We start from the raw sequence: 24,695 nt of genomic DNA, 5'->3' as shown, positions 1-24,695 counted from the left end.
CTCCTATGCAAATAATTTCCGTTCAATTCGAGGCACAAGTTTATCAGCAATTTCTTCCGCTGTCAGATCAGTACCATAGACGTTGATCTCGAAGTTGTTTCCACCACCACGAGTGCTTTTCATGGTTTCGGTGTTGTCTTTCAATTCTTTAGCTAAATTTTCCGTTGCTGTTTTATCCTGGTTAAAATTAATTTCCTGTTCTTTTTCGTACTTGGCCAGCTGATCACCGAAATCCATTTCTGGGGATGCAGATTCCCTTTTATTATTCTTCCAGCTGAATTCCTTTCCAGCAGTATTAGCCTTAGCTGCTCCAAAATCCACACGTCCGACACCGCTATCTACAGTAGATATGTCAACACCAGGGATTTTGTTTAACTGTTTTATAGTCCCATTTATTCCTTTTAGGACTCCTCCAAGAAGCGCATCTACCGCACCAAGAAATCCATTTACACCAGCTTCAGCAAAGCCAACAATAGCATTCCACAATGATTTTCCAGCAAGTTTTACATCATCCCAATTTTTCACAAGAGCTACCCCGGCAACAATTAAAGCACCAATACCGAGAGCGAGCCATCCAACAGGACTCATCATCATTGCCGCGTTTAGTCCCACCTGAGCAGCAGTCATGGCAAACTTTGCCATTGTTACAGCTTTCGTCATTAGATAATATGCACTCAAAGCACCAACAATTCCATAAACCAAAGGACTAATCCTTGACCAATTATCCCGTATGAAAAAATACATTTTAGAAGCCGTATCAAGCACGCTTAAAATCCCAGCCACTGTCATAGGAAGTGCTGTATTTGTAAACCAATTCAAAGCACCGCCACCGGATCCGGACGAGCCAAATGTATCAACAACACTATCCCGCACATCATAAAATACGCTTTTGATGTTGTCGATTCTTTGCCGATTCTCTTCCAGAATCTCGTTGATACGGTTAAACATTCCAACTGCAAAATCTCTGATTTGTGGCACCGCTTTCATGGCCCATTCAAGACCATTGGTAAAGTATGGCAGGGCAACCACGCCCAGCTGTCGGAAAGCGCCAGTGCCTACTTTTTTTAATCGATCCAGCTGATCATTGAATTTAATACTCATATCAATGGCACTGTCAGACATTACCATGCCAAGTTCATGGGCTTCTTCCCTTAGAGCCTCGATACTTTCAGCACCAGAGTTAAGCAGGGGAGCAAACTCTTTACTGGCATTATCCCCAAGCAAACGCTGGGCAATTTTAGCCCGCTCCGTAGAATCTTCATATTGAGACAGCTTATAAATGGTTTCTTCGAAAACGTCCTGCTGATTTCGGAGGCTTTCATCCGTGTTCTTTAACTCCATTCCCAATTTGGCGTAAGCCTCCTGAGCAGCTGCCGTTCCATTACTAGCCTGTATCATTGCATTCCGGTTATTTTTTGCAGCACGCTCAAAAGTAGAAAGAGAAACACCGGTCTGATCGATGACATGTTTCCACTCCTGGTACTCTTTTCGTCCCATGCTTAACCGTTGCGAAATTTTATCGACTTCATCACCGGCGTTAGCCGTCTGCTTTGCAATAGCGGCAACACCAACACCAGCACCAGCAGCAGCGGCACCAAATGCCATTACCCCTTTAGCCAACCCCCTAAAAGCGGATGTACCCACACGCTTCAACTTCCGTACATCCCGCTGATACTGCCATTGGCTTTGTTTGATTTTTTGCATTTGCGGCGTAAACCGATCTTTTAATTCAAATACTCGTTGAATTACCTTTGCCATATTCTTTCACCACCAGAAATGGAGTAGCTTTCGCTACCCCATTGGTTTTTTTACTGCTTCTTCCATAGCACGGTTCATGCTTTGCACCATAAAGCGCTGTGTTACGAAATCGACATTCATTAAATCGTGGATGCTATGCCCTCTCTGTACGTAGTGATGAAGATAATAAAAGTATTCATCACTACGTATTAGTTTTTTAACTCATCGTCCAACTTCTTAATCCCAGATCCGTATCCAGCCATTTCCATGCAATGTCCAGATATAGAAGCCACTTCCCCAGCATTAAACAAGATGTCCACAATATCCGTTGGCTCAACGCAACCCATTTCTTTCTGCAATGATTCATCTTTAATGTTCGGATCTACCACGCAGTTGTAGACAACATGTGCATCTGAACGATACACATCACCATCATTTGCCATCTCCAGTGCCTCAGCACAGATTTCCCGGGAAGGCTCCTGAATCACAATCTTCCCATCCAGAGATGGCACATAAATATTTTGCTTCCGGTGCTTCTTATTTTTCAATACGTCTTTCTTCTCCAGTAAATCATTTATTGTCACTTTCTTCATTTAGTATCCTCCTAAACCATATCTGGCATACTGAAATCGCTAAAGTTAAATGGCACCTCGGTTGACCCAAGTGTTTTTTGTTCAAAACTTAGTAGCGTAGCTTCGTTAAATGTAACATCTCTTAATACAACCCTTTCGGCGCCATGCGCTTCCGGATCATCCAACTTGCCGGCAATCGTACTCCTGGGGAATATGCCCTTTTTGATGTTATTAGCAACCTTTCGCTGGATTCGAGAGTAAACCTTCTTTATCGTAATCGATCCTTCGCCATTCCATCCAGTTCCTTTTTTGTAGGTTCCTGCGTGGTTGGCAAAGTTTACATCCTCATAGTCCATATTTACCTTGGCCTCAAAGGATTCCACTTCCGCCCACAGTTCACCGTCAACCCAAAGGCTTCCATAAGTACCATTCATTACTTTGCTAGCTTCTTGCATATTTCACACCCCTTTATACATTTACTTTTAGATACAGATCTTCCATTGCATCAAGGAATCTCATTGGACCATTGATAAATACTTTAGACTGGAAAGTGTTGTTCTTGATTTCTTGCTCATCCCATTCAGATGTATCGGTGCCTATTCCTTCCCAGGCTAGCCGCTGTGCTTCAATATCCACATCAACAAAGTTATCTACGTTTGGATTCAACACTTCTCCTTCCAATGTTTGCAAATAAGCGTTAACCGCAGAAATGAACAGAACCTGATTATCATAGCTGTTGTTAACCCTTCCGACATACTCATCATTAAAGGTTCTTCGGATGTCTTCTTTAACCAAATCATGCCCTTCAATGATTTTAATTTTCTTCCAATCTTCTCCCTGGGTAACGTCTAAAGTTGTAAGCGAATTGACTCCACGTCCAATCTTAACCCCTTCATCATTGATAAGAATCAGCTTGCCATCATCAATATCCTGATCAGGGTCTTCGCTTTCCTTAATGCTGTCTACTTCATTCAGCTTGTAGTAGGTAGAAGATCGCTGCAGGGATAACCCGGCAAATACACCTGCCAGCCTGGCAGTATATTCAGCAGTCGTATAAACCCTTTCTCCTACCTTTATGTCTTCAGTAGTGAAATTCACAATTCCCTCATGATCTCCGTCATTATTTGGCAGCACCATCTTATAAACTTTGTCAAAGTTATCTCTTTTGGTTTTCAGCCAAGTGGCCACTGTAGACACGTCAGACTCTCCAATACCTGGGATAGCTCCCCAGTTCCAATGTTTTGTTGCTAAACGTTGCAACGCTTCATTGTAGTCGGTAGCATCTTCATCGATTCGTTCCACGATGATTTTGTTTGGAACACCCAGAAAAGCCTTTTCAATATAGTCTTTATTCTCTTCAGTCCAATCATCTGGATCAATATCAGTAATGATACTGTATTCTTTTGTGTCAAAATCCTTTTTTGTGTCGTCCTTTAAAATTAAAGCAACAATGCCTCGTTCACTCCGCTGGATTGCACTCACGGCCAGCGACTGAAACTTTATTAATATTTCAGGCAGTCCCATCTGTTTCACCCTCTCTAAATCTTATTAACAATTTTATCCAGTTCTTTTTCCAGTATTTCATCCCACTTCTTTTCCATCTCTGTATTGGCTTTATCAACCACTTTTAAGCCTTCTTTAAAGCCATACTCTGTTCCGTCTTTTCCTTTCATAACATGCCCATCTTCAATTAGGTGAGCATGAGGAGCGTTATTATAAACCCTGACCTTATAATTTGCACCTTCCGACCATGCCTTTCCAAGTTTCCAACGTTTATGATAATTCCCCGTCTCGGAACCAACCAATTTTCTAGCGTATCTCCTAACAATGGTTCTTGCCCTTGATCCAGAACTTCTCAACATTCGCTTTGTTTCTTTAGGAAAATTTTTCATCGCCACTTCTAAATCCCTGAGAAATTCATCCATCCCTTCATCTTTTACATCAAACATTTAACTCATCTCCAACTCTTCCATCAACGGCAGTTCTTCATCATCTGAATCGTTGTCCTGATAGAAACTAAAATCAAACTCAAATTCCAGCACATCATCCACAAACTGGGATCGTGTGTCGCTGATTGTGACAATCTTCGCCAAGTCTTCCGTTTCAACAGAAAAATTCAGTGCAAAGACTTTTTCCAGACGGTCCAAAATCTCTAAGTTTTCAAGATCACTCTCATACCGATTGCTGGCAAAATATAAAACTCGACAAGTCATCTGGCGCAAAGTAACCCTCAAGAATGTTTCTTTTTCAATGTTAGCAAGCCGAAGGAAAAAGGAAGGCCTTGAAAAACCTTCCTTAACGTCCCTCGACTGAATTGGGATCTCCGGGAACTCCTCAATAATCTTTGTGTTGATTGATCTTACAATGCTTTTAACTGGGATCATGCTTTCACCTACTTAATAATCTGTTGGCAGAATATTTCAAGGAACTCATTTTTCATATACGGATTTAAAATGTATTTGATATCGAAGCGCTCACCCCGACACATCAAATACATTTCCCTGGTGATATTTTTACCTGCCTGGTACCGTACTTCTACTTTATGACTGACATTAGCCAACACCGTTTCCGTTTGTTGGTTCTGAAGCTTACCTGTTTGCGGAATAACCTTGGCCCACATGGAATCAACTTTGGTAAACTCATGTTTTGTTTCCATCAATTCATTGGTCTTATTCCCCTTGGCATAAACATCAACCCTAACATTGGGTGTCCATCGAACCTTTTCAGCTGCTTTTTTTCGATCAATCATTTTCCATCGCTTCTTTCTTTTCATTCGCAGCAGCCTTCAATTGCATTCGAAGTATTTCTCTTTGAAAGTTTTCTTCGAAATATTCAGTGGCATTATTATAGACATACCGGCACCGATCCAGCAGCAACCCTTTTTCGAGGGATGCCGTCTCAAAATCAAGTTCAATGCCGGCTAAGTCTTGAAGATACGCCTTTGCCTGATCAATCATTCGTTGCAGCATAACATCTTCATCATCCCATGTGATTTTAAGGACTTCTTTTACTTCTTCCAACATTCAAACCACCTACTTTTCAGCTGCTTTTTTTTCTTCCTTTTGGAGCTGGTTTCTTTGTATCTTTTGATACTTCTTTTTCCTCAGGCTCTTCTTCTTTTTCAGGTTCTTCTTTTTCAGGCTCATCTTCTAATTTTTCTACAAGAACCCCGTGAGAGGTTGAATTAATATCATTCAACCTCTCCTCGTTTAACTCTATTTCCTGTCCTTCAGCATATCTTTCTTTTGTATGCTTATCGCGAAAACGTTTTAACACTTTGGCTTTCATGCTAATCCTCCTTTAGTTCCTTCTGCCTACGCTTCCGGCTCATGGAAATCTTCAGCATTGGTCACGTAAACATTTTTAGCCGGCGTAATGTCGAGGCCAGATATATCAAACAGAAGGAAGCTGTCATTGTCGATAGGATGTCCGTTTGCATACTGCTTGGCAATATAAGTTCGCTCATCTTCCAGGAACTTATAGTGATCGCTGTAATCAATCTTTTGAGTTGACCCAACGCCCATAAAGTAATCCTTTGCCATCCCTGCAATTAACTTGCCTTCTGTCACAGCCACAGACTGAACAACTTTTGCCGGAATCGGCATCACTCCATGCACAAAGGTGCCATCAGTGGTGAGCATCGTGGTTGCTGGAAATACTTTTTTCCAGTAATCCAACGGATTTACCACAATCAGTACACTGGGAACGGTCCGCTTCCCATTTTTCGTTAACGGAGCCATGATCTTCTCACCCAGCGTTTGAGGTTCAAGGTTTTCAAGAGCAACAGCCGTTTTATCCGGATACACGCCTTCAACAACTGATCCACTTAAATCTTTAATCATTCCAATAGGTTGCTCATTACCAGTACCGGCAACGATGGCCAGTTCCAGGGCAATCGCCATGGATTCAAACAGAATTTCACGTACAAAACGATCCAACCACTGTGGGCCAAGATCCAGCATCGCCTTGGCCACCGGTACAAAAGCAGATAGCTTGTAAAGTTCCGTCTTTTCTTTCTTGAACGCCATTTCAAGCTTCTTGGTAATTTCAGCCGTCAGCTTACCCCACCAGGCTGCCTCCACATCGTTATTTCGTGTGATCCATTCCGTGGTCGCAGTCGTGTTCACAAAATCAATTTCGCTCAAAAGTGGATGCTCCAACCGAAGGTCTTCAAATACCCGGTCAAAGATCGTCGCCGGCATTAGCTTTTCAGTACCAGCAAAACCCTCTCCACCAATCACTTCGTTGTAATATTCCAGTTCCTGGGCCGTCAGAGGATTTAGCCCACGCTTGGCCATAACGGCCTGATCGTTCAGGTTTTCGTTCATGGTCTGCTTGGCTTCCTGCAAAATATTCGATTCAATTTCTTTCGCAAATTCAAACTGTGCCTTTGCAAATGCTTCAGAGTCACCGCTTTCAATGGCATTTTTCATCATTTCTTTTAATTCAACGTTCTTTGCATCAAGATTTTTCATTATTCGTTACCTCCTGTTTTTTAAACTTGGTTAATATGGACTTTACTTCTTCATTGTGTTTCCCGGGTGCATTCCCTTGAGGTTTCGCCTGCGCTGCATACTTTGTGAGCAGCGTTTCCTTAGTATTGTTCTGGGGCTTCTTATCCACCTCAGCCTGTCCACTAATAATCTCATCACACAAACCCAGCGCTAGGCATTCTTCTGATGTTAGAAAAGTTTCTTCAGCCAATAGGCTTTCCAGTTCTTCTTCAGTTCCAACAAAGCGGTTCATATAGCTTGATTTAAGCGTTGCATCAATTTTATCCAGATCATTTGCTGTTTTTCGGAGTGCATCGGCATTTCCAACTTCAAACGTCCAGGCTTTATGGATCATCTGCATGGAATTGGAAAACATATATACCTTATCCGCTCCGGTACAAACGATACTGGCCCCGCTTCCTGCCAGTGAATCAACATATACGATTATTTCACCATCATGCTGCTTAAGCTTGTTGCAAATAGCGATGGATTCAAACACATCACCACCGGGTGAATTGATGTGCACATTGACTGCCTTACCTTTCAACTCATTTAAGGCATTTCTTACACGTTTCGCCGATATTACATCATCCTCTTCATCAAACCAAAATGCCTGGCGGATGGCTCCATAAAGATATAGTTCGGCTGCTTCCTCTTCCACTTCGTTTTTTACTTCCAGCTTGGTATCGATCTTTGGAATATCTTTCAATTCATTCACCTCCCTTCAGCGTTGTCATTGATTTTTTCATAGTTCTTGGTAATGTACCTTTCATTTGCCCATGCTTCATCAATTTCTTCACGCCCCAATATTCTCAGATTGTCATTCAAGGTATTTGCTCCGATTCTGGTCAAAATATCCAGTGAGGATGCAATATCAGTAATATCTACACTCTTAATCCTTGTGGTGTCCATTTTCATGTAAGTCCTATTAAGATAGTTTGCCTTACCGTAAAGCTTTCGATTAACTTCATCTTCCACCAATTCTGCAATCGGATTTATGCAAAAGGTTAAAAAGTTGTTCACTGCTTTGTCTGTATCAGCTACATTTCCCCTAAGCAGCTGCGGCGGGATTTGAAAAGCAACTGCTACAAAATCAAATATGTCATCCACAAAGGATCTAACTTCCCTGCCTTCCGCCGTCCCTTTTACACCAATATTACTGGTCAGTTCATCATATTCCATGCCATTCGACAGAGGAAGCGCTGCCCCACCTTCCGCATTAAAAAACCTCCTCATTTTTTCATTGAGAAGGCTTTCTAATTCTTTTTGTGCTTTTTCTGTTTCCGGATAGCTGGTTGGAATTTTTAATATTCCTCTTCTTGAATTGTTTGCCTTATAATGTTTCATGCTTGCTTCAATCAGCTTCCCATAGGAAACATACATCCCGTCAATTACTTTCCTGATTTCCTGCTTGTGCAGTTCCAGATGAAACACATCACGTTCTCTGAATTTTTCTCTTAAAGACAATCCGGACACTTCTACCTGATCATATAAATTATCCCGGAAAGCATACGGTTTTTTAACAAAGCTATCAGCAACATAAAAATAATCATTCTGCTGTATTATCAAACACTCGTTGTTATACACCAATTGATGAATCGCTTCCCGCCAAAATTTACTGGAAGTTTTATTAGGGTTTGGTTCTACGTTAAATAAATAGTAGTTTTCACCCCGCTTCTCCTTTCCTTGTTCATAAGTAATAAATTCACTTCTTGCAACAGCATTGGCGATCAAATTAATGCTGGCATCAACAGCCAATTTTTTATAAAGCACTTCAGCCTTTATGTTATCAATGTTTTCGTCCAGCCTAACCAATCCACTTTCTTTTTTGAACAAACCTAAAAACCATTCCCATATTCCCAAGTTCTCACCTCCCCTTAATAGAGAACGACATCGAATGACTTAATTTCACTTTGCATCTCCACCAATTCCGAATCATTTACCAATGCATGTATTAAAGCAAAGAACCCATCTGTCTTACGAGTTTGAGGTTCTATTTTCAAGTACGTTGTATTTCCTTTCCCATCCACATCCGTACAGGTATTATTCGTGTACCAGCGCATCGTCATATTATCACCGAAAACCAACTTTTCTTCTGCAAATAACGACTCCACCAAGGGAGCTACTTTTGCATGAGTTACAGGACCACTTCTAACTTCTTTCAGTGGCAGCCCGTATTCAGTAAATTTTGATTCAAGAAAGCTGAACCGATATGAGTCAGCATAAATATTAATAATGTTGAACTTTTTAGCTTGTTTTAAAAACCAGTTTGAAACATCTGAAGCCGTAATGGAGTCTCTATGAATAATTGTAATTAATCCTTTGTCAACAGCTTCCTGTACTGGAAACTTAATCGGGCGGCTCTGAACTTCCAGTGCTTTGTGACATACAAAGGTATGTTCAACCCAATACCTTATACCATCCACCTTAAAAAGAAGCCCTACGCTTGTAAAGTCAGTAATGCGTGCATAGTCAATAGCACCTATACATGCTTTCCCTTCTAATTGTTCATAAGGGATGGCACGATTTGTTTTCATAATTTTATCCCAGGTGGCCACCACCGTAAAATTGTTTTCAGCCGGGTAATTCATTCGTTTCGTCATAAAATCCTGTGCGATGCTTGGCTGATATTTCATTTTTACAAAGGATTTTTCAATCTCTTTTTTAAGATTAGGAAAATATCTTATGGATGGATTTGCTTTTTCCCAGTTGTCCGGATCCTGATACTCATCCCGGTGATCAATTTTATAAATTAATGGCAGCAGCCCAAGATCCGTTATTTCTCCATTCAGAACATCCTTGGACAATTCCAAGTAATCATCCAATACACCACCACGAATATAACCATTGGTGGTAATATAAAAAGTCCGGGAATGCTTCCTTTTCCCGAACCCACTGGTGAATACTTTTATGGTGTCATAATTTTCGTACTCATGGATTTCATCAAAGACCAGACAAGCAGATCGCTTCCCGTCTTTTGTCCTGGCGTTGGACGTATTGTATTTTAAATAGGAGTTTGTTTTCTTCATCACAATCTTTTGTTTGGTGCGGTAATACAGCTTTTTAAGCTTTGACCATTTCTGTTCTAGCATTTCATACACATCATCAAAGGAAGTCTTTGCCTGATCTTCGTTATTCGCAATAATATCGATGTTGTAGCCCTTTACACCATGAAAATGTGTGCCAAGATAAAAGCAAATAGCACTAATAAAGCCGTTTTTCCCATTTCCTCTTCCCATCTCAATAAAGAACTCATCAAATATGACAGTATCATTTTTCGTGTTATAGCAGTGCATCAGTGCAATGATGCATAATTCCCAGTCCATCAATTCCATTTCCATATACGCTTCAATCTTTTCGACTGCCGTATCAATTTTTTCATGGTCAATCCATACATGCGCCTGATTAAGCTTTCCCTCAATGTAATCCATTGCCAATTTTAATTCGTGGGAGGATTTGATTATTTCAGACCGAATATCATCCATGTACTGATCAATGTGCGGGTGATACTTACATTTCTGGTTCGTCATCCATTTCAACTACTTTCGGTGTTGCTCTCAACCCAAGCTCATTAAGGATTTTCATCATTTGAGCATTCGTCTTATTGAGCTCGGTAATGGAATCATTCTTTTTAAATCCGGTCTGCCCTCCGCCATTGTTGTATTCCACCGAAACACCACGCTGCTTAATATCTTTAATCAGTGCGTTTTTAATTTCCCACAGATTCATATAATCATTGATCAGGTCAGAGTACATGGAACCATGGATGCCTTTTTCTTCCAGCTGGTCCATCAGGTCTCTTTTGATTTCTGTTTTTTTGATTGCCATGTCATACCCTCCCCTCTCCGGATTTTTCGAAAAATATCTGTTTTGAATTGTCCCCCATGCGGTCTCCCGGTTTTGCAGGAAAATCGATTTTTTTCACCCGGGGTGCATCTATCATCACCATTTTTCCTCAGTAATATATTTTTTAATGTCTGGTTGCCATAGTTTTTCCGGATGCTCATAGTTATGGCAAGCAGCACACAAACCTATTAGGTTATCATCATCCAGTCCAAGATCCGGGCGAGCGGTTAAATGTTTAATGTGATGGACGTGATCAGCAATGCTTACTTTCCCTTTGCTTTTACACATCTGGCATTCATTGTGATCCCGCAGCAATATTTGTTTCCGCTTCTTTTGCCACGTCTTGCTCTTATAAAAATAACTGGTGTTACCATTACGGATTGCTTGAAGGTATCTTTCCTGCATCTTTAACATATAAGCACCTCGGAAATAAACAGACCAGCTTTAAACCTGCATCTTTACTCCAGACACAGGAATAGCATTTAGATTTCTTAATCAGTTTTCTTTTTAAGCCGTGTTCCATATCATCAGCTCCAATAATATAGCCCGATCCTAAACAAAGGATTGGGCCAACGTGATTAATATCTTAAGTTATTTTCTCTCATCTTATCTTTTATCACAGGTTAATACTCGCATTCTATCACCAATTTCAAAATCAGATTTTTTTCCCTTTTTTATTTGTCATATCTGGTATTCTGTCAAACTCACACCAACCGCTAAACCTTATATTTATCAAGGCTTACAACCCTTTTACTAAAATACAGTTTAACTATGACTAAATATGACTAACTGAACTTAAAAATATTTGAAATTTCGATAGGCTTTATCAATATCATCCTGGGCAATACCGATATATCTTAGTGTTGTTCCTGGTGTTGAATGATTAAAAATAGTCTGCAGCAATGCCACGTCTTTGGTCTTTTGATAATAATGATAGCCAAAAGTCTTTCGCATGGAATGAGTGCCCAGCCCTTCCACCCCGAAAGACTCTCCAAGATCCGAAAGAATAACATAAGCCATCTGCCGGCTAATGGGCTGATTGTATCCCTGCCGGCTTTTAATCAGATAGTCGTTTAATTCTTTTCCAGGATAATAAGCTTCAAGGGCTTTCTTAAGTATCGGATTAAAGGGAATACTTTTACGTTTATTGGTTTTCCCTTCCCTGATCCTTATTTCTTGCTTACCTTTTAGATCCCTAATTCTGAACCGTAATATATCCGATACTCTAAGACCCGTATAAATTCCCATTAAAAACAAGATGTAATTTCGTTCGTTTCTTTCTTTCAAATAACGGCACATACTTTCTAATACATCCAAATCCCGTATAGGTTCAACATAGTTCATGGATATACCTCCTTTTCTTCACGAAAAAACCCAGCCTTATGAGACTGGGTTCTTAGTTCTTATACTTTGCATGATTCATCTGGTGATTTGAGTTGATGAATCAGTTTCTTTGGTTGAGGAACTTCTGCTGAAAGCGAACAGTTCATGTTTAAAATATATGTGTCGTCCGATAACACTAATCCCTTGACGAAACCAAGCTCTTTCCCAAGCCTGATATGAATTATCTGCTCACCATTACGCTCTTCTACAATACAACGACTTCCGTCTTTGAATTTTTTAACATCCATTATGATACAACCCCCTTATTATATTCAGACTGTTCTAATTTTCGAGCAAAATACATCTGTCCTTTGCCGGTTATAAGGGTTGTTGATCGGATTTTATCTCCATCCTGCATATGAACAACGGTCTCTTTCACTTCAAATAATCCCATTTCCAAATACTTTTGGATTGGTGCGTTTCGCCTTCTTCCAGACTTGATCAGATAACCATTTTCACGAAGCCATTCAAATAATCGATTTTGGCCTATTTTTATTCCAGCATTATGGATTACCTTCGCATACTCACCAATTAAAATCCCGCCATCAGATGTTGACAGTGCTTTTCCAAAATTGGTGTAAGGTTTTTCAGATTCCATTTGTTGATGCAGCCGTCTTTTGTCTTCTCTTTCCTTTTTAAGTTCTTGAAATACTTTGATCGCCAGATCAGGATTGCCGAGCAACTCATCTGTTGCATAAAGTCCATGCTTTCTTATGGATGGTAAAACTTCACTTGTTACCCAACGTTTAAATTTCTTAGCTGTTGGTAGTTTTGACGAGAGTATAAGTGAATATAATCCACTTTCGCTAATGATCCATGTTTCTTGCTTTCTACCCAAATCATCGATGACGGGATGTTTCATCCTGTCATCTTCATCCACGTGCCGGACAATGGCTTTATTAGGTTCTTTATAGTCTAATATTTCAGCAATATCTATCCCTATAAAATATGGTTCATGATCAACCATTAATGTTCTTACTTCACCAAATTGTTTATCAGTGAACACCTGCAACTCATTCATATTCATACCTCCTTGAATATCACCCTTGAGATATGCTATAATGAACATAGCAATGCCCCTTGGGGTGTTGTTGTGGTAGGGAGTCCGTCAGTCGCCAAACTTGTTCGGGCTTCCTTTTATTTTTTGCTTCTTTTTAAAATATACTTTACTTCCTTCTCAATTTGAAAATTACCTTCAATGTAGCCTTGCATAAATGCTTCCAAGACATCATTCATTTTTACATTGTTTTTTGAGCATGCTTCTTTGAATTGTTTCTGAATATCTTCGTCAATTGTAGTTGTAAATTGTTTTCTCGTCAATCAACCACCTCCTTATATACATAATAACAATATTCGTGATTACATTTGTCAATATATTTTTATTAATGTTTTTTAAATAGCTCAGAACACAAAAAACCATCACGCATTCTTCCAAGGGCGTCCACTGAATAGACTACCTTGTAATCGCAAAATAATTTATATAACTGGTTTCTCTTTGCTTAATCTTCTAACTAATAAAATACACAAGTAAACCCGGCGCTCATTGAGGCCGGGTTTATGTTATGATAAAGAATAAAAAGGGAGGTGATATTGATGACAGACAAGAAGACTCCTCCAAAGTCTCCTAAACCTTCAACTCCTAACAGACCCATTCATGAGCAACAAAGGTCTGCAGAGCCACCAAGACCACCACTGCCTAAAAAACCTAAAAAGTAGGCAATCACTCACTTTTACTTTCCTGCCAATCAATATAATCACTCATGTCGTAGTCTTTGATTACGACATTTTTTTCTATATCAATATAAGTTTCTTTAACATTATGAAATAGCCTTTCCACATCAAAGTCTTCGAATTCGAATAAAACTTCGTCTATCCCCAAAATAAGAGATTTCTCCTCATTGGGAGTGGAATAACAGTATGCAAATCCTTTCTCGCTTTTTCCATCGGGAAGAATGACCTCTAAAAAACGTGATTCCTTCCGATCAATTAAAAACTTTTCCCAACACGACTTATTGCTTGACTCAATAAGGTTCCTTTGTTTTCTTATATAAGCTATGAGCTTCATCCATAGAGAGTATGCCGGTTCAGATAAAACTCCTGCAATTACTGATAATACAAATACTATCATTAGATAAATCGCAAGGTTTGATATTTGATTTAGTGACTCCACCAACAGATTAATGGACCACAATTTGTTAATAGACGCATATATAATGCTGCTGGCTACAATAATCGGAATACTGATCATAATGCCTTTTACTGCCAATCTTATTTCTGAAGGGCTATCCTTTTTGGGGCATCCCAATGCGCTGCTTACAGATTCGCTCAAGAGTCCTGGTAATATAAATATCAATAACGCAATAATGTTTGAAATATCCATCCTCAATTCCCCTTCCTAAGTCTCCTGTTATACAATATATCATACTATCAGGCTCGCATTCTATCTCTACCGCTCAAAACATCCAAACACTTTGGGTGAATCCGATGAAGATGCTGCCACGTATAACCCATTTCAGCAGCGACTTCTTCCCAGGTTAAACAATCAATATATCGTAAAGTCATAAGCAGTTTTTCTCTCTCTGGAAGCGTATTGATTGCTTTAAGTATTTTTGCCTGAACACGATAAGCTTTTTGTAAATCCCTGTTAATGATATCCCGTACAATAATTATTTCTGATACATAATTTCCTATACGATCACCATTTTCAGGAGTGCACTTAGTATTATCTTCCTTCATTTCTCTAGACTTAAACCTTGCCTGTTCCTGTAATTCAAAGAGCCTTTCCTCGTTCCTTCGAATATTTTGTTTTAACCAGCAATATTCCTGCAATTCTTTTTTTGTAATTTTCAAAGGCCGCCCCTCCCAAATTCTTTTTATGGTATAATAGTGTTAGGTGAACACTTTTCGGGCAGCGGGCGGCTGTCCTTTTTTTTATTCTTCCATAGCCTCTTTAATTTCTTCCTTATCCTTTTTCTTCTTCGAGTCTTCCTTGTATGCATAGTTAATATATTCTTCAGTATGTTTTTCGCACCATATACCAGCATCAATGTATTGTGACATCAGTACATCAGTATCCTTCCTTTGGTAAAATTTTTACACCGCAATTTAGAATTAAAATCCATTTTTTACCACCTCATTTTTATTACGCTACATGGCGATTATTTTTGTTAATCCTCCACCCAAACATTTTCCTCTTCGATAACAACGGTATCACCTATGAATACTTGTTTAGCTCCATTTGGCGTACCAAATTGAATTGAATTACCCCTGCAAATAAAAGCTGTTGCATCTGTACTTCGAAGGTTTTCGATTATCTTCAAAATACTTTTTTCTGTTCCATCAAACGTAATTTCAACCATTAAATTCATCCTTTCATTGCAGTTCTCATGTCCTTCATTGTTTTATACCTTTTTGAGCAATATCTTTTCAAGATCCTCATTACTCCAATCTTTACCTCTAGATTCACACAGGTGAAATTGTGTTTTTTTAATAGATTGCAATTGTTTTGGATCTTCTTTCTTTTCCCAACTTCTGACAGCTGCCTTCCAGTCTTTCATTTTGTTCTTTCCGACCATCCATCCTTTCGATTCATAAAAATCAACAAATCTCTCGGGAATAACATTGTTTTTTCTTTCATCACAATATTTTTTAACTTCTTCATAGCTGGGTGAATAAAAGCGGGGTGTCTTTTCTCCCTCTCTCTTTACTTCTTTAACATTCTTTACATTCTTTACATTCTTTACATTCTTGTTTGTGTCTTTTTGTAGTCTCTTCATGGTCTCTTCATGGTCTTTTTGTAGTCTCTCAGTAGTCCCTTCATGGTCTTTCTGTAGTCTCTCAGTAGTCTCTTCATAGTCTCTTTGTGGTTTTTCAGTAGTCTCTTCATAGTCTCTTTGTGGTTTTTTAGTAGTCTGCACTTCTTGCCAGTCCCTATAATTGCAAATAGTGAGTGTGGTCTTTTTTTTATCGCTTTCTTTGCATATCATTTGTTCAGCTTCTAGAAGATTCAAAAAGTTTCTCACTTTAGATTTACTCCAACCCCACCGATTCATTAATTTAATTTCACTAGTTATGAGCTGACCACGACTTACTTCCACTAGTTCATTTCCAAGCAGAAACTTGTTTTCATCATGATTTGCCATCATGATTAAATCAATCCAAGCCTGACCTTTGCTGAACGGTTTATCTTGCCACAGCCAATGATCCTGAATTTTTCGATGTATTTTAACAAACCCCAATTTTGACAATCAATCACCTCCAAATTATTCTTAAACCAGTTCCATGAACCTACATACATAGACATTCAGCTTCATTTCGTGTTATACTATTTACATAGAAGTTTTTCTTTTGGTCTCACTTCAGTTGCCGCTGAGTGGGACCTTTCCATTTTTTGATCTTCTTCATCCACTACATATTTTTTCCGCTTACATTTTTCATTATGATCTCTTACCAGATCCGCTACATTCAGAAAATCCCACAATCTGATTTTTAAAGTTTCAATCACATGTTCCAGATCCAGCATCTCCTGAGACCATCTTTCCAATTCCTTAATTTCCTGGTCTGTACAGTCCTTCTTGTTCCTTTTATTCAAGAGCAGTAGTGCTATTTTTTCCAGTGCTTCATGGGCCTCTGCTTCTTCCTGGCGATACTTGGTCAATATCCCCATCGGCGACAGGTCCACATTATTCAACAAATCATAGCAATACTGCTGGCCAATGGCACACTCATTCCGACAATACCAAGCACTTAGTTTTGGATCTTCATACACCCGGTCCATTTGAATAGCCACATCCGGCGAAGGCTTTTGAGTCCCCAGTTCATAGTTGCTTAACGACCTGGCACTGATAAATAACCTTTTTGCCGCCTCATCAATAGATAATTTTTTCCCGTTCCGTGCAGTACGATACATGTTTTATCCTCCCTTTTACTACCATCATTCGTGGATAACAGCCATTTCGCATGATACAATATAACCAAAACCACCCGCCTATCTAATCAAGTGTCTCACCTTCCACAGCACCCGCCGCCCCGGGTGCTCCCTTCTTTACACCGCTTCATTATGTTCCGCATACCATTCTTCCATGGCTTCTTTTCCGACATAGTCTTCCAGGAGTTTTGGACTGATGTGATACGTCCACAGAGTACTAACTTTAACCGCCGTACCAATGGGAAGGATATTCCTCTGAAGACCAATCCTTACAAACTGCTCTCCCTTGCCAAGAATGGCAGCTGCATCCTTTACCGATAACTTTCTTTTCATCGTTCAGCCCTCCTATTCAGCTTTTTTATTGCCAACATACTCCGCAGCAGCTACGATATAACCCGGATACACATCCCGATCCTTACTGCTGAACTTTTCTATCAACCGCACAACCTCATTCGGTTTTGTTTTGATCGTTTTTCTTTTAGGTTTTGTTCTCCCTTTCCATGTTTTCCTTGGCATCATCTCACCCTTTCTTCATCCTGGCATCCAATCCAGCGAATAATAGCCAACCTTCCTTTGTCTTCCTGGCATAGTCCATCATCTTGAGTTTTCGCCATCCACCATCCACCGTCTCTACTTCCACATGATCTTTTGCAATATCAATTTCATGCTCCAGATCTAGATCCCGATCATAGACACACAGGCAACCCGGTTCGATCACCAATATACCGGTAGTCCATCCGTTCAATATATTTGCCGTTTCTTCAATATGCCTGGCAAGTTCATTTTTCATTCAAAGAACCTCCAATCACCATCGTGATTCCAAGTGCTTTTAATAATCTGTCCGCATGTTCCAGTTTTGGAAACCGTTGCCCACTTTCGTAGTAAGTAATGGCCCTGCCGGTTATCCCTGCCTTAAAACCCAATGCACGTGCACTTAATCCTTGCCTTAATCGTTCCTTTTTGATTACCTTTATAAAATGATCATTCACTTTTTCTTGACAACTCCTTTCCCCTCTAATACTATATATGGTATAAACAAGAGTTTCGAAACCTATATATAGAAAGGAGGTGGACTTATGGAAAACGAAAAACATACTCAAAATGACAATACCGCAGCATCTGATTCACTTAAAAACCTTATAGACTTTAAAAAGTTTTCAATTTCTCAATTCAACTATTTACTGGAAACCTTAAACCAGGAGAATGAAAACGATGGAGTGAAAATTCACAACAGTATTATTCTTCTCACAAATTTTGGCATGGTATACTGCAGCCCAACTTCTTTTAATGTCGATGAAGATAGGCAAAGCAACACCTCAACTGAAGAAAATCAAACTGTGTTGTCGCGTAAAATGTTGGAGCTTAGAAACAAAAACCTTGAATTAGAACTTGATGAAAATCCCAACTTAAGAGTTCAAAACGTTGCATCCGTTATAACTCTTAAAAATGTAAAGCTTAGACCGTTTGCAAGTCATGCTGAAGAAATCCCCTTACCTGAGTTAATTTTATTTACCGAACACATTTGCGGCATAGCTTATGGAGAAATTAAAAAGACTTAGTGCGCCTATAAATGCCAGCCTTCAAAATTTCATCTGTGGTCATTGATGTTCCATGAACCTCTATTTCAAAGTTTTGTTTTTTAAAATCTAATTCAGTCACCAAAATCCTTGCAATTTTCGGATTTTCAGCTTTTAAATTCTCTATGACAAATTTAACCATTGCCTGTGTCAATTCTGCTGCACCGGGCTGATCACTATCTGAAGGATCTTCGGAACGGTTTGTTAGCGGCAAATCGTTCCTTTCCTGATCAACCATCTCCCGGCAACGATTAAACAACGTTTTAATTAAATCCTTTCTGTACGTATCTGGCTCAACAAATATTTCCTGTTCTTCTGCAAATCTGATGCCTTCCAGTAGTTCACCGTATGTCTTAGCATTCTGGCGTGCCAATTCAACTATTTCTCTGGCCATTTCATCTATATTGCCCTTACTTGTTTCGATTACTTCGCTAATCGTTTCGTATAGCTTTTCTTTATTTGTTTTATCCATACATCCTTCCTCCTCTTCTTAATGAACCACCATCATCTGAACCCCAACAATCGTTGCATTTCCCGATATTTCCGAATAAGAATCTTGCCATACATCATCAATGCTCATGCCCTTCGGATAACCGATCCTTTCACAAAAGACCCTTCCTTCCTGGTCTCCCTGCTGCCTGTAATAAACTTCCCAGATTTCTTTTGCCATACTTGCGCCTCCTTTTACGCCGCTGGGCCGTTGTCGTTGTTTTCAACTTGTCGTTTCGCCATGTTTTCAATCAAAAAAATATCTTCTACTGTCGCATTAAGTATTTCAGATATTTTTATTGCCACTGCTAACGACATCCTTCTGCTGCCATTTTCTAACTGACAGTAATAACTTTCTGATATTCCTAGTCTTTTGGACATATCTAATTGAGTTATATTGGCTTTTCTTCTTAACTCTCTAAGTTTTTCCATGAGTAACCCCCTCCTTCCTAAACTTTGCTTATCGCCATCTTTAACAACATAATACATTCAACTTTGCACAATGTCAATATCAAACTTTCTATTTCGCCAACTTTTTTTATTGCCATTAAAACTTTGCTATATGTAAGATATAATGAAGGTTAATAGAATGGAGGTTATTCAATGACCTTAGGTGAAAGATTAAAAAAAATGCGCAAAGAAAAAGAAGTTACGCAGAAAGAGCTAGCTGATATTTTTTCGTTGGGTGAATCTACAATTTCTTTTTATGAAAAAGGAACACGAAGGCCGGACTACGAAACCTTATCAAAGCTTGCCGACTATTTTGACGTGTCCACCGATTATCTCCTCGGAAGAACAGACGAACGAAAACCCGGTGCTGGTACAGGATGCAAAACCATCCCCATCATCGGCACAATCAAAGCCGGGATTCCGCTCCTGGCAGAAGATAATCACGTTGCAGATTTAGAACTGGGCGAACTCAAAGCAGATTTTGCTTTAAAGGTCGAGGGAGATTCCATGAGCTGGGCCGGGATCCACGCCGGTGATACTGCTCTATTAATAAAACAGAACGTCGCCAGTCATGGCGATATCGTCGCTGCCGGTGTAGAAGAAGAGACCTGGAACGCCACCTTAAAATATTACATACAGGAAAACGGCACGCTTCTTTTGCGTGCCGCCAATCCATCTTATGAAGATATCATTATTTCACCGGATCACCGGATCATTGGTAAAGTGGTCCACATCCTCAAGCAGCCACCAACAACCAGCGAATATTTAGCGCTGGCCACCGATAAAGAAGTGCGGGATCAAGCCTGGGAAAAAACCATTGAGCAAGCCGCCGGACTTGGCATGACACCGGATATGGTAAGAAATATGATGGTTTCCATGGCTACACTGGCTAAGAAAAATTTTAAGTAGTCATAAAATAACAATATAAATAAAAGAAGTTGTACTTTTTCGTTATTATGTTGCTCTCTATAGGAGGGATTCATTTTGAATGAACTAAAAAAAATTATAAGTGAATTTAAATCGCTTCCATATTTATTTATAGGGTCTGGTCTATCGAGAAGACATCTTGACACTGACGACTGGGAGGGTTTATTAAAAAGATTTGCAAATATGATTAACACAAAGAGTGATAGTGATAGCGATTATGCTTATGAAAAATATCATAGACAAGCAATTAATGAATTGAGAAAACAACCTGAACCTTATAATGATGATTCTTTTTTATTGCCCATGGTCGCAACTATGATCCAAGAAGATTTTGATAAGAAATGGTTTGAAGATCAGCAATTCTCAGAAAGCAGGATCACGCTGTCAAAATATGTAAAAAATGGCGTTTCACCTTTCAAAGCAGAAATTGCTGCTTTTTTGAAATTGCGTTCCGATGAAGCAAACTATAATTCTGATCACAATCATGAATTACAATCGCTGAAGAAAGCAGCTTCTCGTTCAATCAATGGAGTTATAACCACAAATTTTGACACTTTAATTGAAGATTTGTTTTCTGATTTAGAGTATGAAGTATACGAAGGCCAACAAAGTCTTATTTTTTCTCCACTAAATGGAATTAGAGATATTTTTAAAATTCATGGATGTTGTAAAAAACCAGATAGTATTACAATAAATCACAAAGATTATACCAATTTTATCAAACGAAACGCCTATCTTTCTGCAAAACTGATCACTTTTTTTGTTGAACATCCAATTATCTTTCTTGGTTATAGCATCACAGATAACAATATTATAAAAATCCTTGAATCTATCGTAGAGTGTCTTAACAGTGATAATATAAATGAGTTAAATAATCGTTTGATTTTTGTTCAACGGGGAGATGGAGATGGTCTTATTCACGTTAATAATATGATTAGACAATTCGGCAACAAAAACATTCAAATGAAACAAATCAAATTAGATGATTATTCTATCTTTTATGACGAGTTGTTAAACACTAAATCCAGATATAGCCCGAGGCTTTTAAGCCAACTAAAAAAGGATATTTTCGAAATGGTTGTTGCGAACAAGCCAAGCGGAAAGTTAATTGTTGCTGCCGATATCGATGATGAGCAAGATATCAATGATATTGATGTTGTAATTGGCGTGGGGATGAAGCAGTTTGCCAAACAAGGAGTAATAGGCATAAGCACCGAGGAAATATTTAAGGATATAATATGGAATAATCTTGATCTTGGATCATTCCCTGAAATGCTTGTGGACTTTGTAAACAAGGCACTCCCTAAACATTTAAGGGATGCTTCTGGAAGCCTGCCTTTTTATAAGTACATTAAAGACATGGATTATTCATCTTTGCCTCGCGATATAAGTAAGCATATTAAAGGTGACTTTGATAGCTTTTTAAATAGAAACCTTCTCGATAACAGAAAAAAAAGAGGTGATCAGTATTGTTCTGTGCAGGATGTTCTAGTAAAAAATGATGAGCTAGATAAACAATTAAAAGAACTCCCCCTGTTGACGGAAGACAAAATAAACGTTGATGAACTTGGTCATTTTCTTAAGGGTTCTTTTCCAAAAGATGAACTGTTACTTCAGGACCCAAAAGCGCCTCATGAAACAGATCTAAGAAGAATCATAAAAATATACGATTGGTTATTATATAAAAAATAAAGCCCACCCGGTGGCGCTCCACATGCATTATGCAGAACTTACACACCTAAGTCGGCTTTCTTAATTAATGAAATCATACCATAAATCGTACCTATCTGTCAAACTGATATTTGCCGCAATAACCTATAAGAAAAATTTTAAGTAGTCACATAATAACATCATAAATAAATACAAAAAAACAACCACCCAAAAGGATGGCTGTCATAAACAAGAACTCCACTTATGCCCCTTTGCCGGGTAACCGGCAAAATGTATCGGGTGAATTCACGGAAACACCTACAAGGTCAACCGTGAGCCAAGCCAGGGATAGCCTTCAACATTCCCTGGAAGGTGCAACGACCAGGTGGTGAGTAGGCTAACAATAAACCACCCACGAGCGCCCGACATCCTACCGGGATGATGAGATGGTCTGAACTTGCAGGCAACTGCAAGAACTGCAGGATAAAGAGCCTGCGGGATAACACATTGATAAACGACATACTAGATGCACCTGGAATCAAAACTGGTATGAATGAATTAACTGACAGCATGAAAGGCTTAGGCAGCATAATCAATGAAAGTAGAACTTCAATCAGTGAAGCCTTCGAAAACAGACCTTTCAAAGGAGATGATGCCTTCGGTAAACAAGTGGAGTTCCTGTTTTTATTATATCATTGTATTGCATGCCATGTGATTGTATAATATGATTATCACCAACTCATTAACGACAATCCTTGGCAGTACGTCTCCCACCATAAGGGATGTGCCGAACCCAAGGATTTTTTATATCTTACTTATGCGGGATCAAGCCTGGGAAAAAACCATTGAGCAAGCCGCCGGACTTGGCATGACACCGGATATGGTGAGAAACATGATGGTTTCCATGGCTACACTGGCTAAGAAAAATTTTAAGTAGTCATAAAATAACAATATAAATAAGTGTGCGAGAATAGTGCGAAGGAGATGATGCACAATGGCAAACCAAGGAATTAGAGTAATTGCAATGCCAGACGAATATACTATATATGTCAACAGTGGTTCAGAAAACAAGCTTCTCAAAAAAGGACATGTATTAATGGTAGTTGAAACTGGTTACGAACTTTTTGATACTGATGGCAAATCACTTGGCAATGCCATGCGTGTTAAAGAGGAAGTTGAAGTGGTTCAGGTCTATCCAAAATACTCAGTTTGCAGAAAAAGGGATCTTGATGCGTTATCTTTTAACAAACACTTTTCTCTTGATTCTAAATCGAGTTACAGTAAGTTGAATTTGAATAAGGATTCCATTCAACCTGCATTTTCTGGCGAGGTTTCACCTATTGAAATTGGAGATTTGGTCATTATAAAATAATTTTGGTGTCGATTGATTAATTTTTCCTGATAGGGTATAATATAGGTACAGGAGCCAGCATTATAGGCTGGCCAATGGTCGACTTGTCGACTAGCGAGAGACCTCATTTACCCAGTCGGGTAAGGGGGTCTTTTTCTGTGTCATCGGTTTATGACAAGCCATTCAAGTCCTTTGAGGAACAAATTGCATTGATGCAAAGCAGGGGCATTGCAGTAAAAAAAGATTCCCGCACCATTGAAATACTGAGTTCTATTTCTTACTATTCTCTTGTAAATGGCTATAAAAACACTTTTTTAAAAAGCCCCAATGTTGACATATTTATTGAAGGAACAACATTCGAAATGATCTATTACATTTATTTGTTAGACTCAGCGATAGCTGGCGTATTATTGAAATATATCTTAATTATAGAGCGGTCATTAAAAACTAAAATAGCTTATCACGTGTCAAAAAGTTACGGTGTTCATCATGATGATTATTTAGATCCAAGAAATTATACCACCAGATCAAAAACCAAAACAACCCAACTTTTAAATGCACTGGAAAAGAAATGCAACTCTCCTTATCGAAATACCACTTCATACCACTACCGTCATAATAAAAATCACGTGCCGCCATGGATTCTTGTTAACGATATTACTTTCAATCAAATAATTTCCTGGTATAAAGCCATGAACGCCAGTGATAAAGATTATGTGTGTCAAAACATGATTCCATACAGCGCATCTCCAATAACAATCGATAACAAAAAAGAATTTTTCATTAAAGCTGTGACCTTGCTTTTGGACTATCGAAACTCAATTGCTCATGGAAATAAGGTCTTCTCACCACACATAAAAAGTATATTGCCTAAAGATCCACTCTTCCTATTAATAAACGATGAAGCCGTACTTTCCGATAATGAGTTTAATAAAGGGCTAGGGCAAAAGGATCTTTATGCTGTGTTTGCTTCATTAATTCTATTAACAAATAATGTGGATCTATTGCGCTCCTTATTCTTGGATTTAACACATGTTTTCCGCGATTATTACGATGAAATGATCCTCAATAAAACTTATTTTGAATTGTTAGGATTGCCGGATGATATAATGGATCGGTTGCAAAAATTTTCCATTAGCAAAGCTTCTTTTTTAAAGGTTGAGTCAATAGATAAGAACCTATAAATAAATTTTCTTTTAAGTAGTCACATAATAACATTATAAATAAACCTATAGAAAAACAACCACCCAAAAGGATGGCTGTCATAAACAAGAACTCCACTTATGCCCCTTT

At 38.9% G+C, this 24,695-nt stretch carries 39 protein-coding genes; 7 read left to right on the top strand and 32 right to left on the bottom strand.

The annotated features are described in order from the left end of the window. Positions 1-3 precede the first annotated feature (3 nt). The 29 genes from BLV55_RS13575 to BLV55_RS13445 all read right to left on the bottom strand — a co-directional run bounded on the left by BLV55_RS13575 (position 4) and on the right by BLV55_RS13445 (position 17,947). A complete protein-coding gene (locus BLV55_RS13575) occupies positions 4-1,758 on the bottom strand; it encodes a phage tail tape measure protein (protein WP_093315381.1) in 1,755 nt (584 codons plus the stop codon). Between the two features lie 188 nt (positions 1,759-1,946). Then, positions 1,947-2,330, bottom strand: coding sequence for a phage tail assembly chaperone (locus BLV55_RS13570; protein ID WP_093315379.1), 384 nt, complete (start codon positions 2,328-2,330; stop codon positions 1,947-1,949). 11 nt (positions 2,331-2,341) lie between these two features. Further along, positions 2,342-2,764 (bottom strand): phage tail tube protein, encoded by a 423-nt coding sequence (locus BLV55_RS13565; protein WP_093315377.1) that lies wholly within the window; start codon positions 2,762-2,764, stop codon positions 2,342-2,344. 13 nt (positions 2,765-2,777) lie between these two features. Beyond that, positions 2,778-3,833 carry a phage tail sheath C-terminal domain-containing protein gene (locus BLV55_RS13560; protein ID WP_093315375.1) on the bottom strand — a complete coding sequence of 352 codons (1,056 nt, stop codon included), beginning with the start codon at positions 3,831-3,833 and terminating at the stop codon, positions 2,778-2,780. A gap of 14 nt (positions 3,834-3,847) precedes the next feature. Beyond that, positions 3,848-4,258: an HK97 gp10 family phage protein gene (locus tag BLV55_RS13555; RefSeq protein ID WP_093315373.1), complete on the bottom strand. Its 411-nt coding sequence runs from the start codon at positions 4,256-4,258 to the stop codon at positions 3,848-3,850. Then, positions 4,259-4,693, bottom strand: coding sequence for a phage tail terminator family protein (locus BLV55_RS13550; protein WP_093315371.1), 435 nt, complete (start codon positions 4,691-4,693; stop codon positions 4,259-4,261). 8 nt (positions 4,694-4,701) lie between these two features. Then, complete coding sequence (locus tag BLV55_RS13545; protein WP_242870135.1) at positions 4,702-5,082, bottom strand: phage head closure protein; 381 nt, start codon at positions 5,080-5,082, stop codon at positions 4,702-4,704. Next, entirely contained in the window at positions 5,051-5,329 is a 279-nt protein-coding gene (locus BLV55_RS13540; RefSeq protein WP_330386634.1) for a head-tail connector protein, read from the bottom strand. Before BLV55_RS13540 ends, BLV55_RS13545 begins: the two co-directional genes overlap by 32 nt. 19 nt (positions 5,330-5,348) lie before the next feature. Beyond that, the gene (locus BLV55_RS13535) at positions 5,349-5,597 is read right to left on the bottom strand and encodes a hypothetical protein (protein WP_093315365.1); all 249 of its coding nucleotides are present in this window, start codon (positions 5,595-5,597) and stop codon (positions 5,349-5,351) included. 26 nt (positions 5,598-5,623) lie between these two features. Continuing rightward, positions 5,624-6,784, bottom strand: coding sequence for a phage major capsid protein (locus BLV55_RS13530; protein WP_093315363.1), 1,161 nt, complete (start codon positions 6,782-6,784; stop codon positions 5,624-5,626). After that, positions 6,771-7,511 carry a head maturation protease, ClpP-related gene (locus tag BLV55_RS13525; protein WP_093315361.1) on the bottom strand — a complete coding sequence of 247 codons (741 nt, stop codon included), beginning with the start codon at positions 7,509-7,511 and terminating at the stop codon, positions 6,771-6,773. The genes BLV55_RS13530 and BLV55_RS13525 overlap by 14 nt, the downstream gene beginning before the upstream one ends. Before the next feature lie 5 nt (positions 7,512-7,516). Continuing rightward, positions 7,517-8,665, bottom strand: a complete 1,149-nt coding sequence (locus tag BLV55_RS13520) for a phage portal protein (protein WP_093315359.1) — start codon at positions 8,663-8,665, stop codon at positions 7,517-7,519. 14 nt (positions 8,666-8,679) lie between these two features. Further along, positions 8,680-10,332: a terminase TerL endonuclease subunit gene (locus BLV55_RS13515; protein WP_242870134.1), complete on the bottom strand. Its 1,653-nt coding sequence runs from the start codon at positions 10,330-10,332 to the stop codon at positions 8,680-8,682. After that, positions 10,313-10,630, bottom strand: a complete 318-nt coding sequence (locus tag BLV55_RS13510; RefSeq protein ID WP_093315357.1) for a P27 family phage terminase small subunit — start codon at positions 10,628-10,630, stop codon at positions 10,313-10,315. The genes BLV55_RS13515 and BLV55_RS13510 overlap by 20 nt, the downstream gene beginning before the upstream one ends. 114 nt (positions 10,631-10,744) lie before the next feature. Continuing rightward, positions 10,745-11,062 (bottom strand): HNH endonuclease, encoded by a 318-nt coding sequence (locus BLV55_RS13505; RefSeq protein WP_093315355.1) that lies wholly within the window; start codon positions 11,060-11,062, stop codon positions 10,745-10,747. A gap of 381 nt (positions 11,063-11,443) precedes the next feature. Next, complete coding sequence (locus tag BLV55_RS13500) at positions 11,444-11,992, bottom strand: site-specific integrase (RefSeq protein WP_093315352.1); 549 nt, start codon at positions 11,990-11,992, stop codon at positions 11,444-11,446. Between the two features lie 59 nt (positions 11,993-12,051). Beyond that, positions 12,052-12,279 carry a hypothetical protein gene (locus tag BLV55_RS13495; RefSeq protein ID WP_093315350.1) on the bottom strand — a complete coding sequence of 76 codons (228 nt, stop codon included), beginning with the start codon at positions 12,277-12,279 and terminating at the stop codon, positions 12,052-12,054. Continuing rightward, entirely contained in the window at positions 12,279-13,052 is a 774-nt protein-coding gene (locus BLV55_RS13490) for a BRO family protein (RefSeq protein ID WP_093315348.1), read from the bottom strand. Before BLV55_RS13490 ends, BLV55_RS13495 begins: the two co-directional genes overlap by 1 nt. Before the next feature lie 116 nt (positions 13,053-13,168). Next, complete coding sequence (locus BLV55_RS13485) at positions 13,169-13,351, bottom strand: hypothetical protein (RefSeq protein ID WP_093315346.1); 183 nt, start codon at positions 13,349-13,351, stop codon at positions 13,169-13,171. A 400-nt stretch (positions 13,352-13,751) separates the two neighbouring features. Beyond that, on the bottom strand, positions 13,752-14,411 hold the full coding sequence (locus BLV55_RS13480; protein ID WP_093315343.1) for a DUF6338 family protein: 660 nt from the start codon (positions 14,409-14,411) through the stop codon (positions 13,752-13,754). Positions 14,412-14,458: 47 nt separating this feature from the next. Then, on the bottom strand, positions 14,459-14,881 hold the full coding sequence (locus tag BLV55_RS13475; protein WP_093315341.1) for a sigma factor-like helix-turn-helix DNA-binding protein: 423 nt from the start codon (positions 14,879-14,881) through the stop codon (positions 14,459-14,461). A gap of 81 nt (positions 14,882-14,962) precedes the next feature. Continuing rightward, complete coding sequence (locus tag BLV55_RS14895) at positions 14,963-15,091, bottom strand: hypothetical protein (protein WP_278280059.1); 129 nt, start codon at positions 15,089-15,091, stop codon at positions 14,963-14,965. 107 nt (positions 15,092-15,198) lie between these two features. Beyond that, entirely contained in the window at positions 15,199-15,390 is a 192-nt protein-coding gene (locus BLV55_RS13470; protein ID WP_093315339.1) for a hypothetical protein, read from the bottom strand. Between the two features lie 42 nt (positions 15,391-15,432). After that, positions 15,433-16,176: a hypothetical protein gene (locus tag BLV55_RS13465; RefSeq protein WP_143033224.1), complete on the bottom strand. Its 744-nt coding sequence runs from the start codon at positions 16,174-16,176 to the stop codon at positions 15,433-15,435. A gap of 179 nt (positions 16,177-16,355) precedes the next feature. After that, positions 16,356-16,940 carry a helix-turn-helix domain-containing protein gene (locus tag BLV55_RS13460; protein WP_093315334.1) on the bottom strand — a complete coding sequence of 195 codons (585 nt, stop codon included), beginning with the start codon at positions 16,938-16,940 and terminating at the stop codon, positions 16,356-16,358. 135 nt (positions 16,941-17,075) lie between these two features. Continuing rightward, positions 17,076-17,291 carry a hypothetical protein gene (locus tag BLV55_RS13455; protein ID WP_093315332.1) on the bottom strand — a complete coding sequence of 72 codons (216 nt, stop codon included), beginning with the start codon at positions 17,289-17,291 and terminating at the stop codon, positions 17,076-17,078. Positions 17,292-17,303: 12 nt separating this feature from the next. Next, positions 17,304-17,474 carry a hypothetical protein gene (locus BLV55_RS14665; protein ID WP_176968421.1) on the bottom strand — a complete coding sequence of 57 codons (171 nt, stop codon included), beginning with the start codon at positions 17,472-17,474 and terminating at the stop codon, positions 17,304-17,306. Positions 17,475-17,478: 4 nt separating this feature from the next. Then, on the bottom strand, positions 17,479-17,748 hold the full coding sequence (locus BLV55_RS13450; protein WP_093315330.1) for a hypothetical protein: 270 nt from the start codon (positions 17,746-17,748) through the stop codon (positions 17,479-17,481). Then, on the bottom strand, positions 17,738-17,947 hold the full coding sequence (locus tag BLV55_RS13445; RefSeq protein ID WP_242870133.1) for a helix-turn-helix domain-containing protein: 210 nt from the start codon (positions 17,945-17,947) through the stop codon (positions 17,738-17,740). Before BLV55_RS13445 ends, BLV55_RS13450 begins: the two co-directional genes overlap by 11 nt. Before the next feature lie 87 nt (positions 17,948-18,034). Here BLV55_RS13445 and BLV55_RS13440 point away from each other — a divergent pair, with 87 nt between their 5' ends. After that, positions 18,035-18,517, top strand: a complete 483-nt coding sequence (locus BLV55_RS13440) for a hypothetical protein (RefSeq protein WP_093315326.1) — start codon at positions 18,035-18,037, stop codon at positions 18,515-18,517. On the opposite strand, the gene BLV55_RS13435 is transcribed toward BLV55_RS13440, so the two are convergent. The 3 genes from BLV55_RS13435 to BLV55_RS13425 are packed head-to-tail and all read right to left on the bottom strand — an operon-like array spanning position 18,504 to position 19,456. After that, positions 18,504-19,007, bottom strand: coding sequence for a hypothetical protein (locus tag BLV55_RS13435; protein ID WP_093315325.1), 504 nt, complete (start codon positions 19,005-19,007; stop codon positions 18,504-18,506). The two genes, BLV55_RS13440 and BLV55_RS13435, sit on opposite strands and share 14 nt — an antisense overlap. An 18-nt stretch (positions 19,008-19,025) precedes the next feature. Next, positions 19,026-19,205 carry a hypothetical protein gene (locus BLV55_RS13430; RefSeq protein WP_093315323.1) on the bottom strand — a complete coding sequence of 60 codons (180 nt, stop codon included), beginning with the start codon at positions 19,203-19,205 and terminating at the stop codon, positions 19,026-19,028. Between the two features lie 14 nt (positions 19,206-19,219). Next, a complete protein-coding gene (locus BLV55_RS13425; protein ID WP_093315321.1) occupies positions 19,220-19,456 on the bottom strand; it encodes a helix-turn-helix transcriptional regulator in 237 nt (78 codons plus the stop codon). A 171-nt stretch (positions 19,457-19,627) separates the two neighbouring features. On the opposite strand from BLV55_RS13425, the gene BLV55_RS13420 reads away from it, so the two are divergent. The 6 genes from BLV55_RS13420 to BLV55_RS13400 all read left to right on the top strand — a co-directional run bounded on the left by BLV55_RS13420 (position 19,628) and on the right by BLV55_RS13400 (position 24,586). Continuing rightward, positions 19,628-20,383 (top strand): LexA family protein, encoded by a 756-nt coding sequence (locus BLV55_RS13420; RefSeq protein ID WP_093315320.1) that lies wholly within the window; start codon positions 19,628-19,630, stop codon positions 20,381-20,383. A gap of 75 nt (positions 20,384-20,458) precedes the next feature. Beyond that, on the top strand, positions 20,459-22,093 hold the full coding sequence (locus BLV55_RS13415) for an SIR2 family protein (RefSeq protein WP_093315318.1): 1,635 nt from the start codon (positions 20,459-20,461) through the stop codon (positions 22,091-22,093). A 399-nt stretch (positions 22,094-22,492) separates the two neighbouring features. Beyond that, the gene (locus BLV55_RS14660; RefSeq protein ID WP_176968420.1) at positions 22,493-22,774 is read left to right on the top strand and encodes a hypothetical protein; all 282 of its coding nucleotides are present in this window, start codon (positions 22,493-22,495) and stop codon (positions 22,772-22,774) included. A 1-nt stretch (position 22,775) separates the two neighbouring features. Beyond that, a complete protein-coding gene (locus tag BLV55_RS14505) occupies positions 22,776-22,988 on the top strand; it encodes a hypothetical protein (protein WP_143033223.1) in 213 nt (70 codons plus the stop codon). A gap of 57 nt (positions 22,989-23,045) precedes the next feature. Then, positions 23,046-23,423 (top strand): hypothetical protein, encoded by a 378-nt coding sequence (locus BLV55_RS13405; protein WP_093315314.1) that lies wholly within the window; start codon positions 23,046-23,048, stop codon positions 23,421-23,423. Between the two features lie 137 nt (positions 23,424-23,560). Then, positions 23,561-24,586, top strand: a complete 1,026-nt coding sequence (locus tag BLV55_RS13400; protein ID WP_176968419.1) for an Abi family protein — start codon at positions 23,561-23,563, stop codon at positions 24,584-24,586. Positions 24,587-24,695 lie beyond the last annotated feature (109 nt).

Origin of the sequence: Tindallia californiensis (assembly GCF_900107405.1) — a bacterium.
Classification (GTDB): domain Bacteria; phylum Bacillota; class Clostridia; order Peptostreptococcales; family Tindalliaceae; genus Tindallia; species Tindallia californiensis.
The sequence above is the reverse complement of the archived record's forward strand: the minus strand, read 5'-3'. Positions and strand labels throughout refer to the sequence as shown.

Excerpts from the sequence above, each read along its gene's own strand:
- BLV55_RS13510 (WP_093315357.1), bottom strand. The coding sequence starts at position 10,630 with ATGGCAATCAAAAAAACAGAAATCAAAAGAGACCTGATGGACCAGCTG.
- BLV55_RS13490 (WP_093315348.1), bottom strand. The coding sequence starts at position 13,052 with ATGAATGAGTTGCAGGTGTTCACTGATAAACAATTTGGTGAAGTAAGA.
- BLV55_RS13450 (WP_093315330.1), bottom strand. The coding sequence starts at position 17,748 with ATGAAAAATGAACTTGCCAGGCATATTGAAGAAACGGCAAATATATTG.
- BLV55_RS13505 (WP_093315355.1), bottom strand. The coding sequence starts at position 11,062 with ATGTTAAAGATGCAGGAAAGATACCTTCAAGCAATCCGTAATGGTAAC.
- BLV55_RS13565 (WP_093315377.1), bottom strand. The coding sequence starts at position 2,764 with ATGCAAGAAGCTAGCAAAGTAATGAATGGTACTTATGGAAGCCTTTGG.
- BLV55_RS13550 (WP_093315371.1), bottom strand. The coding sequence starts at position 4,693 with ATGATCCCAGTTAAAAGCATTGTAAGATCAATCAACACAAAGATTATT.
- BLV55_RS13455 (WP_093315332.1), bottom strand. The coding sequence starts at position 17,291 with ATGAAAAGAAAGTTATCGGTAAAGGATGCAGCTGCCATTCTTGGCAAG.
- BLV55_RS14895 (WP_278280059.1), bottom strand. The coding sequence starts at position 15,091 with ATGTCACAATACATTGATGCTGGTATATGGTGCGAAAAACATACTGAA.
- BLV55_RS14660 (WP_176968420.1), top strand. The coding sequence starts at position 22,493 with ATGAGATGGTCTGAACTTGCAGGCAACTGCAAGAACTGCAGGATAAAG.
- BLV55_RS13535 (WP_093315365.1), bottom strand. The coding sequence starts at position 5,597 with ATGAAAGCCAAAGTGTTAAAACGTTTTCGCGATAAGCATACAAAAGAA.
- BLV55_RS13405 (WP_093315314.1), top strand. The coding sequence starts at position 23,046 with ATGGCAAACCAAGGAATTAGAGTAATTGCAATGCCAGACGAATATACT.
- BLV55_RS13515 (WP_242870134.1), bottom strand. The coding sequence starts at position 10,332 with ATGACGAACCAGAAATGTAAGTATCACCCGCACATTGATCAGTACATG.
- BLV55_RS13575 (WP_093315381.1), bottom strand. The coding sequence starts at position 1,758 with ATGGCAAAGGTAATTCAACGAGTATTTGAATTAAAAGATCGGTTTACG.
- BLV55_RS13555 (WP_093315373.1), bottom strand. The coding sequence starts at position 4,258 with ATGTTTGATGTAAAAGATGAAGGGATGGATGAATTTCTCAGGGATTTA.
- BLV55_RS13570 (WP_093315379.1), bottom strand. The coding sequence starts at position 2,330 with ATGAAGAAAGTGACAATAAATGATTTACTGGAGAAGAAAGACGTATTG.
- BLV55_RS13425 (WP_093315321.1), bottom strand. The coding sequence starts at position 19,456 with ATGGAAAAACTTAGAGAGTTAAGAAGAAAAGCCAATATAACTCAATTA.
- BLV55_RS13420 (WP_093315320.1), top strand. The coding sequence starts at position 19,628 with ATGACCTTAGGTGAAAGATTAAAAAAAATGCGCAAAGAAAAAGAAGTT.
- BLV55_RS13460 (WP_093315334.1), bottom strand. The coding sequence starts at position 16,940 with ATGTATCGTACTGCACGGAACGGGAAAAAATTATCTATTGATGAGGCG.
- BLV55_RS13480 (WP_093315343.1), bottom strand. The coding sequence starts at position 14,411 with ATGGATATTTCAAACATTATTGCGTTATTGATATTTATATTACCAGGA.
- BLV55_RS13545 (WP_242870135.1), bottom strand. The coding sequence starts at position 5,082 with ATGAAAAGAAAGAAGCGATGGAAAATGATTGATCGAAAAAAAGCAGCT.
- BLV55_RS14665 (WP_176968421.1), bottom strand. The coding sequence starts at position 17,474 with ATGCCAAGGAAAACATGGAAAGGGAGAACAAAACCTAAAAGAAAAACG.
- BLV55_RS13435 (WP_093315325.1), bottom strand. The coding sequence starts at position 19,007 with ATGGATAAAACAAATAAAGAAAAGCTATACGAAACGATTAGCGAAGTA.
- BLV55_RS13530 (WP_093315363.1), bottom strand. The coding sequence starts at position 6,784 with ATGAAAAATCTTGATGCAAAGAACGTTGAATTAAAAGAAATGATGAAA.
- BLV55_RS13500 (WP_093315352.1), bottom strand. The coding sequence starts at position 11,992 with ATGAACTATGTTGAACCTATACGGGATTTGGATGTATTAGAAAGTATG.
- BLV55_RS13465 (WP_143033224.1), bottom strand. The coding sequence starts at position 16,176 with ATGATGGCAAATCATGATGAAAACAAGTTTCTGCTTGGAAATGAACTA.
- BLV55_RS14505 (WP_143033223.1), top strand. The coding sequence starts at position 22,776 with ATGATTATCACCAACTCATTAACGACAATCCTTGGCAGTACGTCTCCC.
- BLV55_RS13495 (WP_093315350.1), bottom strand. The coding sequence starts at position 12,279 with ATGGATGTTAAAAAATTCAAAGACGGAAGTCGTTGTATTGTAGAAGAG.
- BLV55_RS13440 (WP_093315326.1), top strand. The coding sequence starts at position 18,035 with ATGGAAAACGAAAAACATACTCAAAATGACAATACCGCAGCATCTGAT.
- BLV55_RS13430 (WP_093315323.1), bottom strand. The coding sequence starts at position 19,205 with ATGGCAAAAGAAATCTGGGAAGTTTATTACAGGCAGCAGGGAGACCAG.
- BLV55_RS13560 (WP_093315375.1), bottom strand. The coding sequence starts at position 3,833 with ATGGGACTGCCTGAAATATTAATAAAGTTTCAGTCGCTGGCCGTGAGT.
- BLV55_RS13470 (WP_093315339.1), bottom strand. The coding sequence starts at position 15,390 with ATGGTTGAAATTACGTTTGATGGAACAGAAAAAAGTATTTTGAAGATA.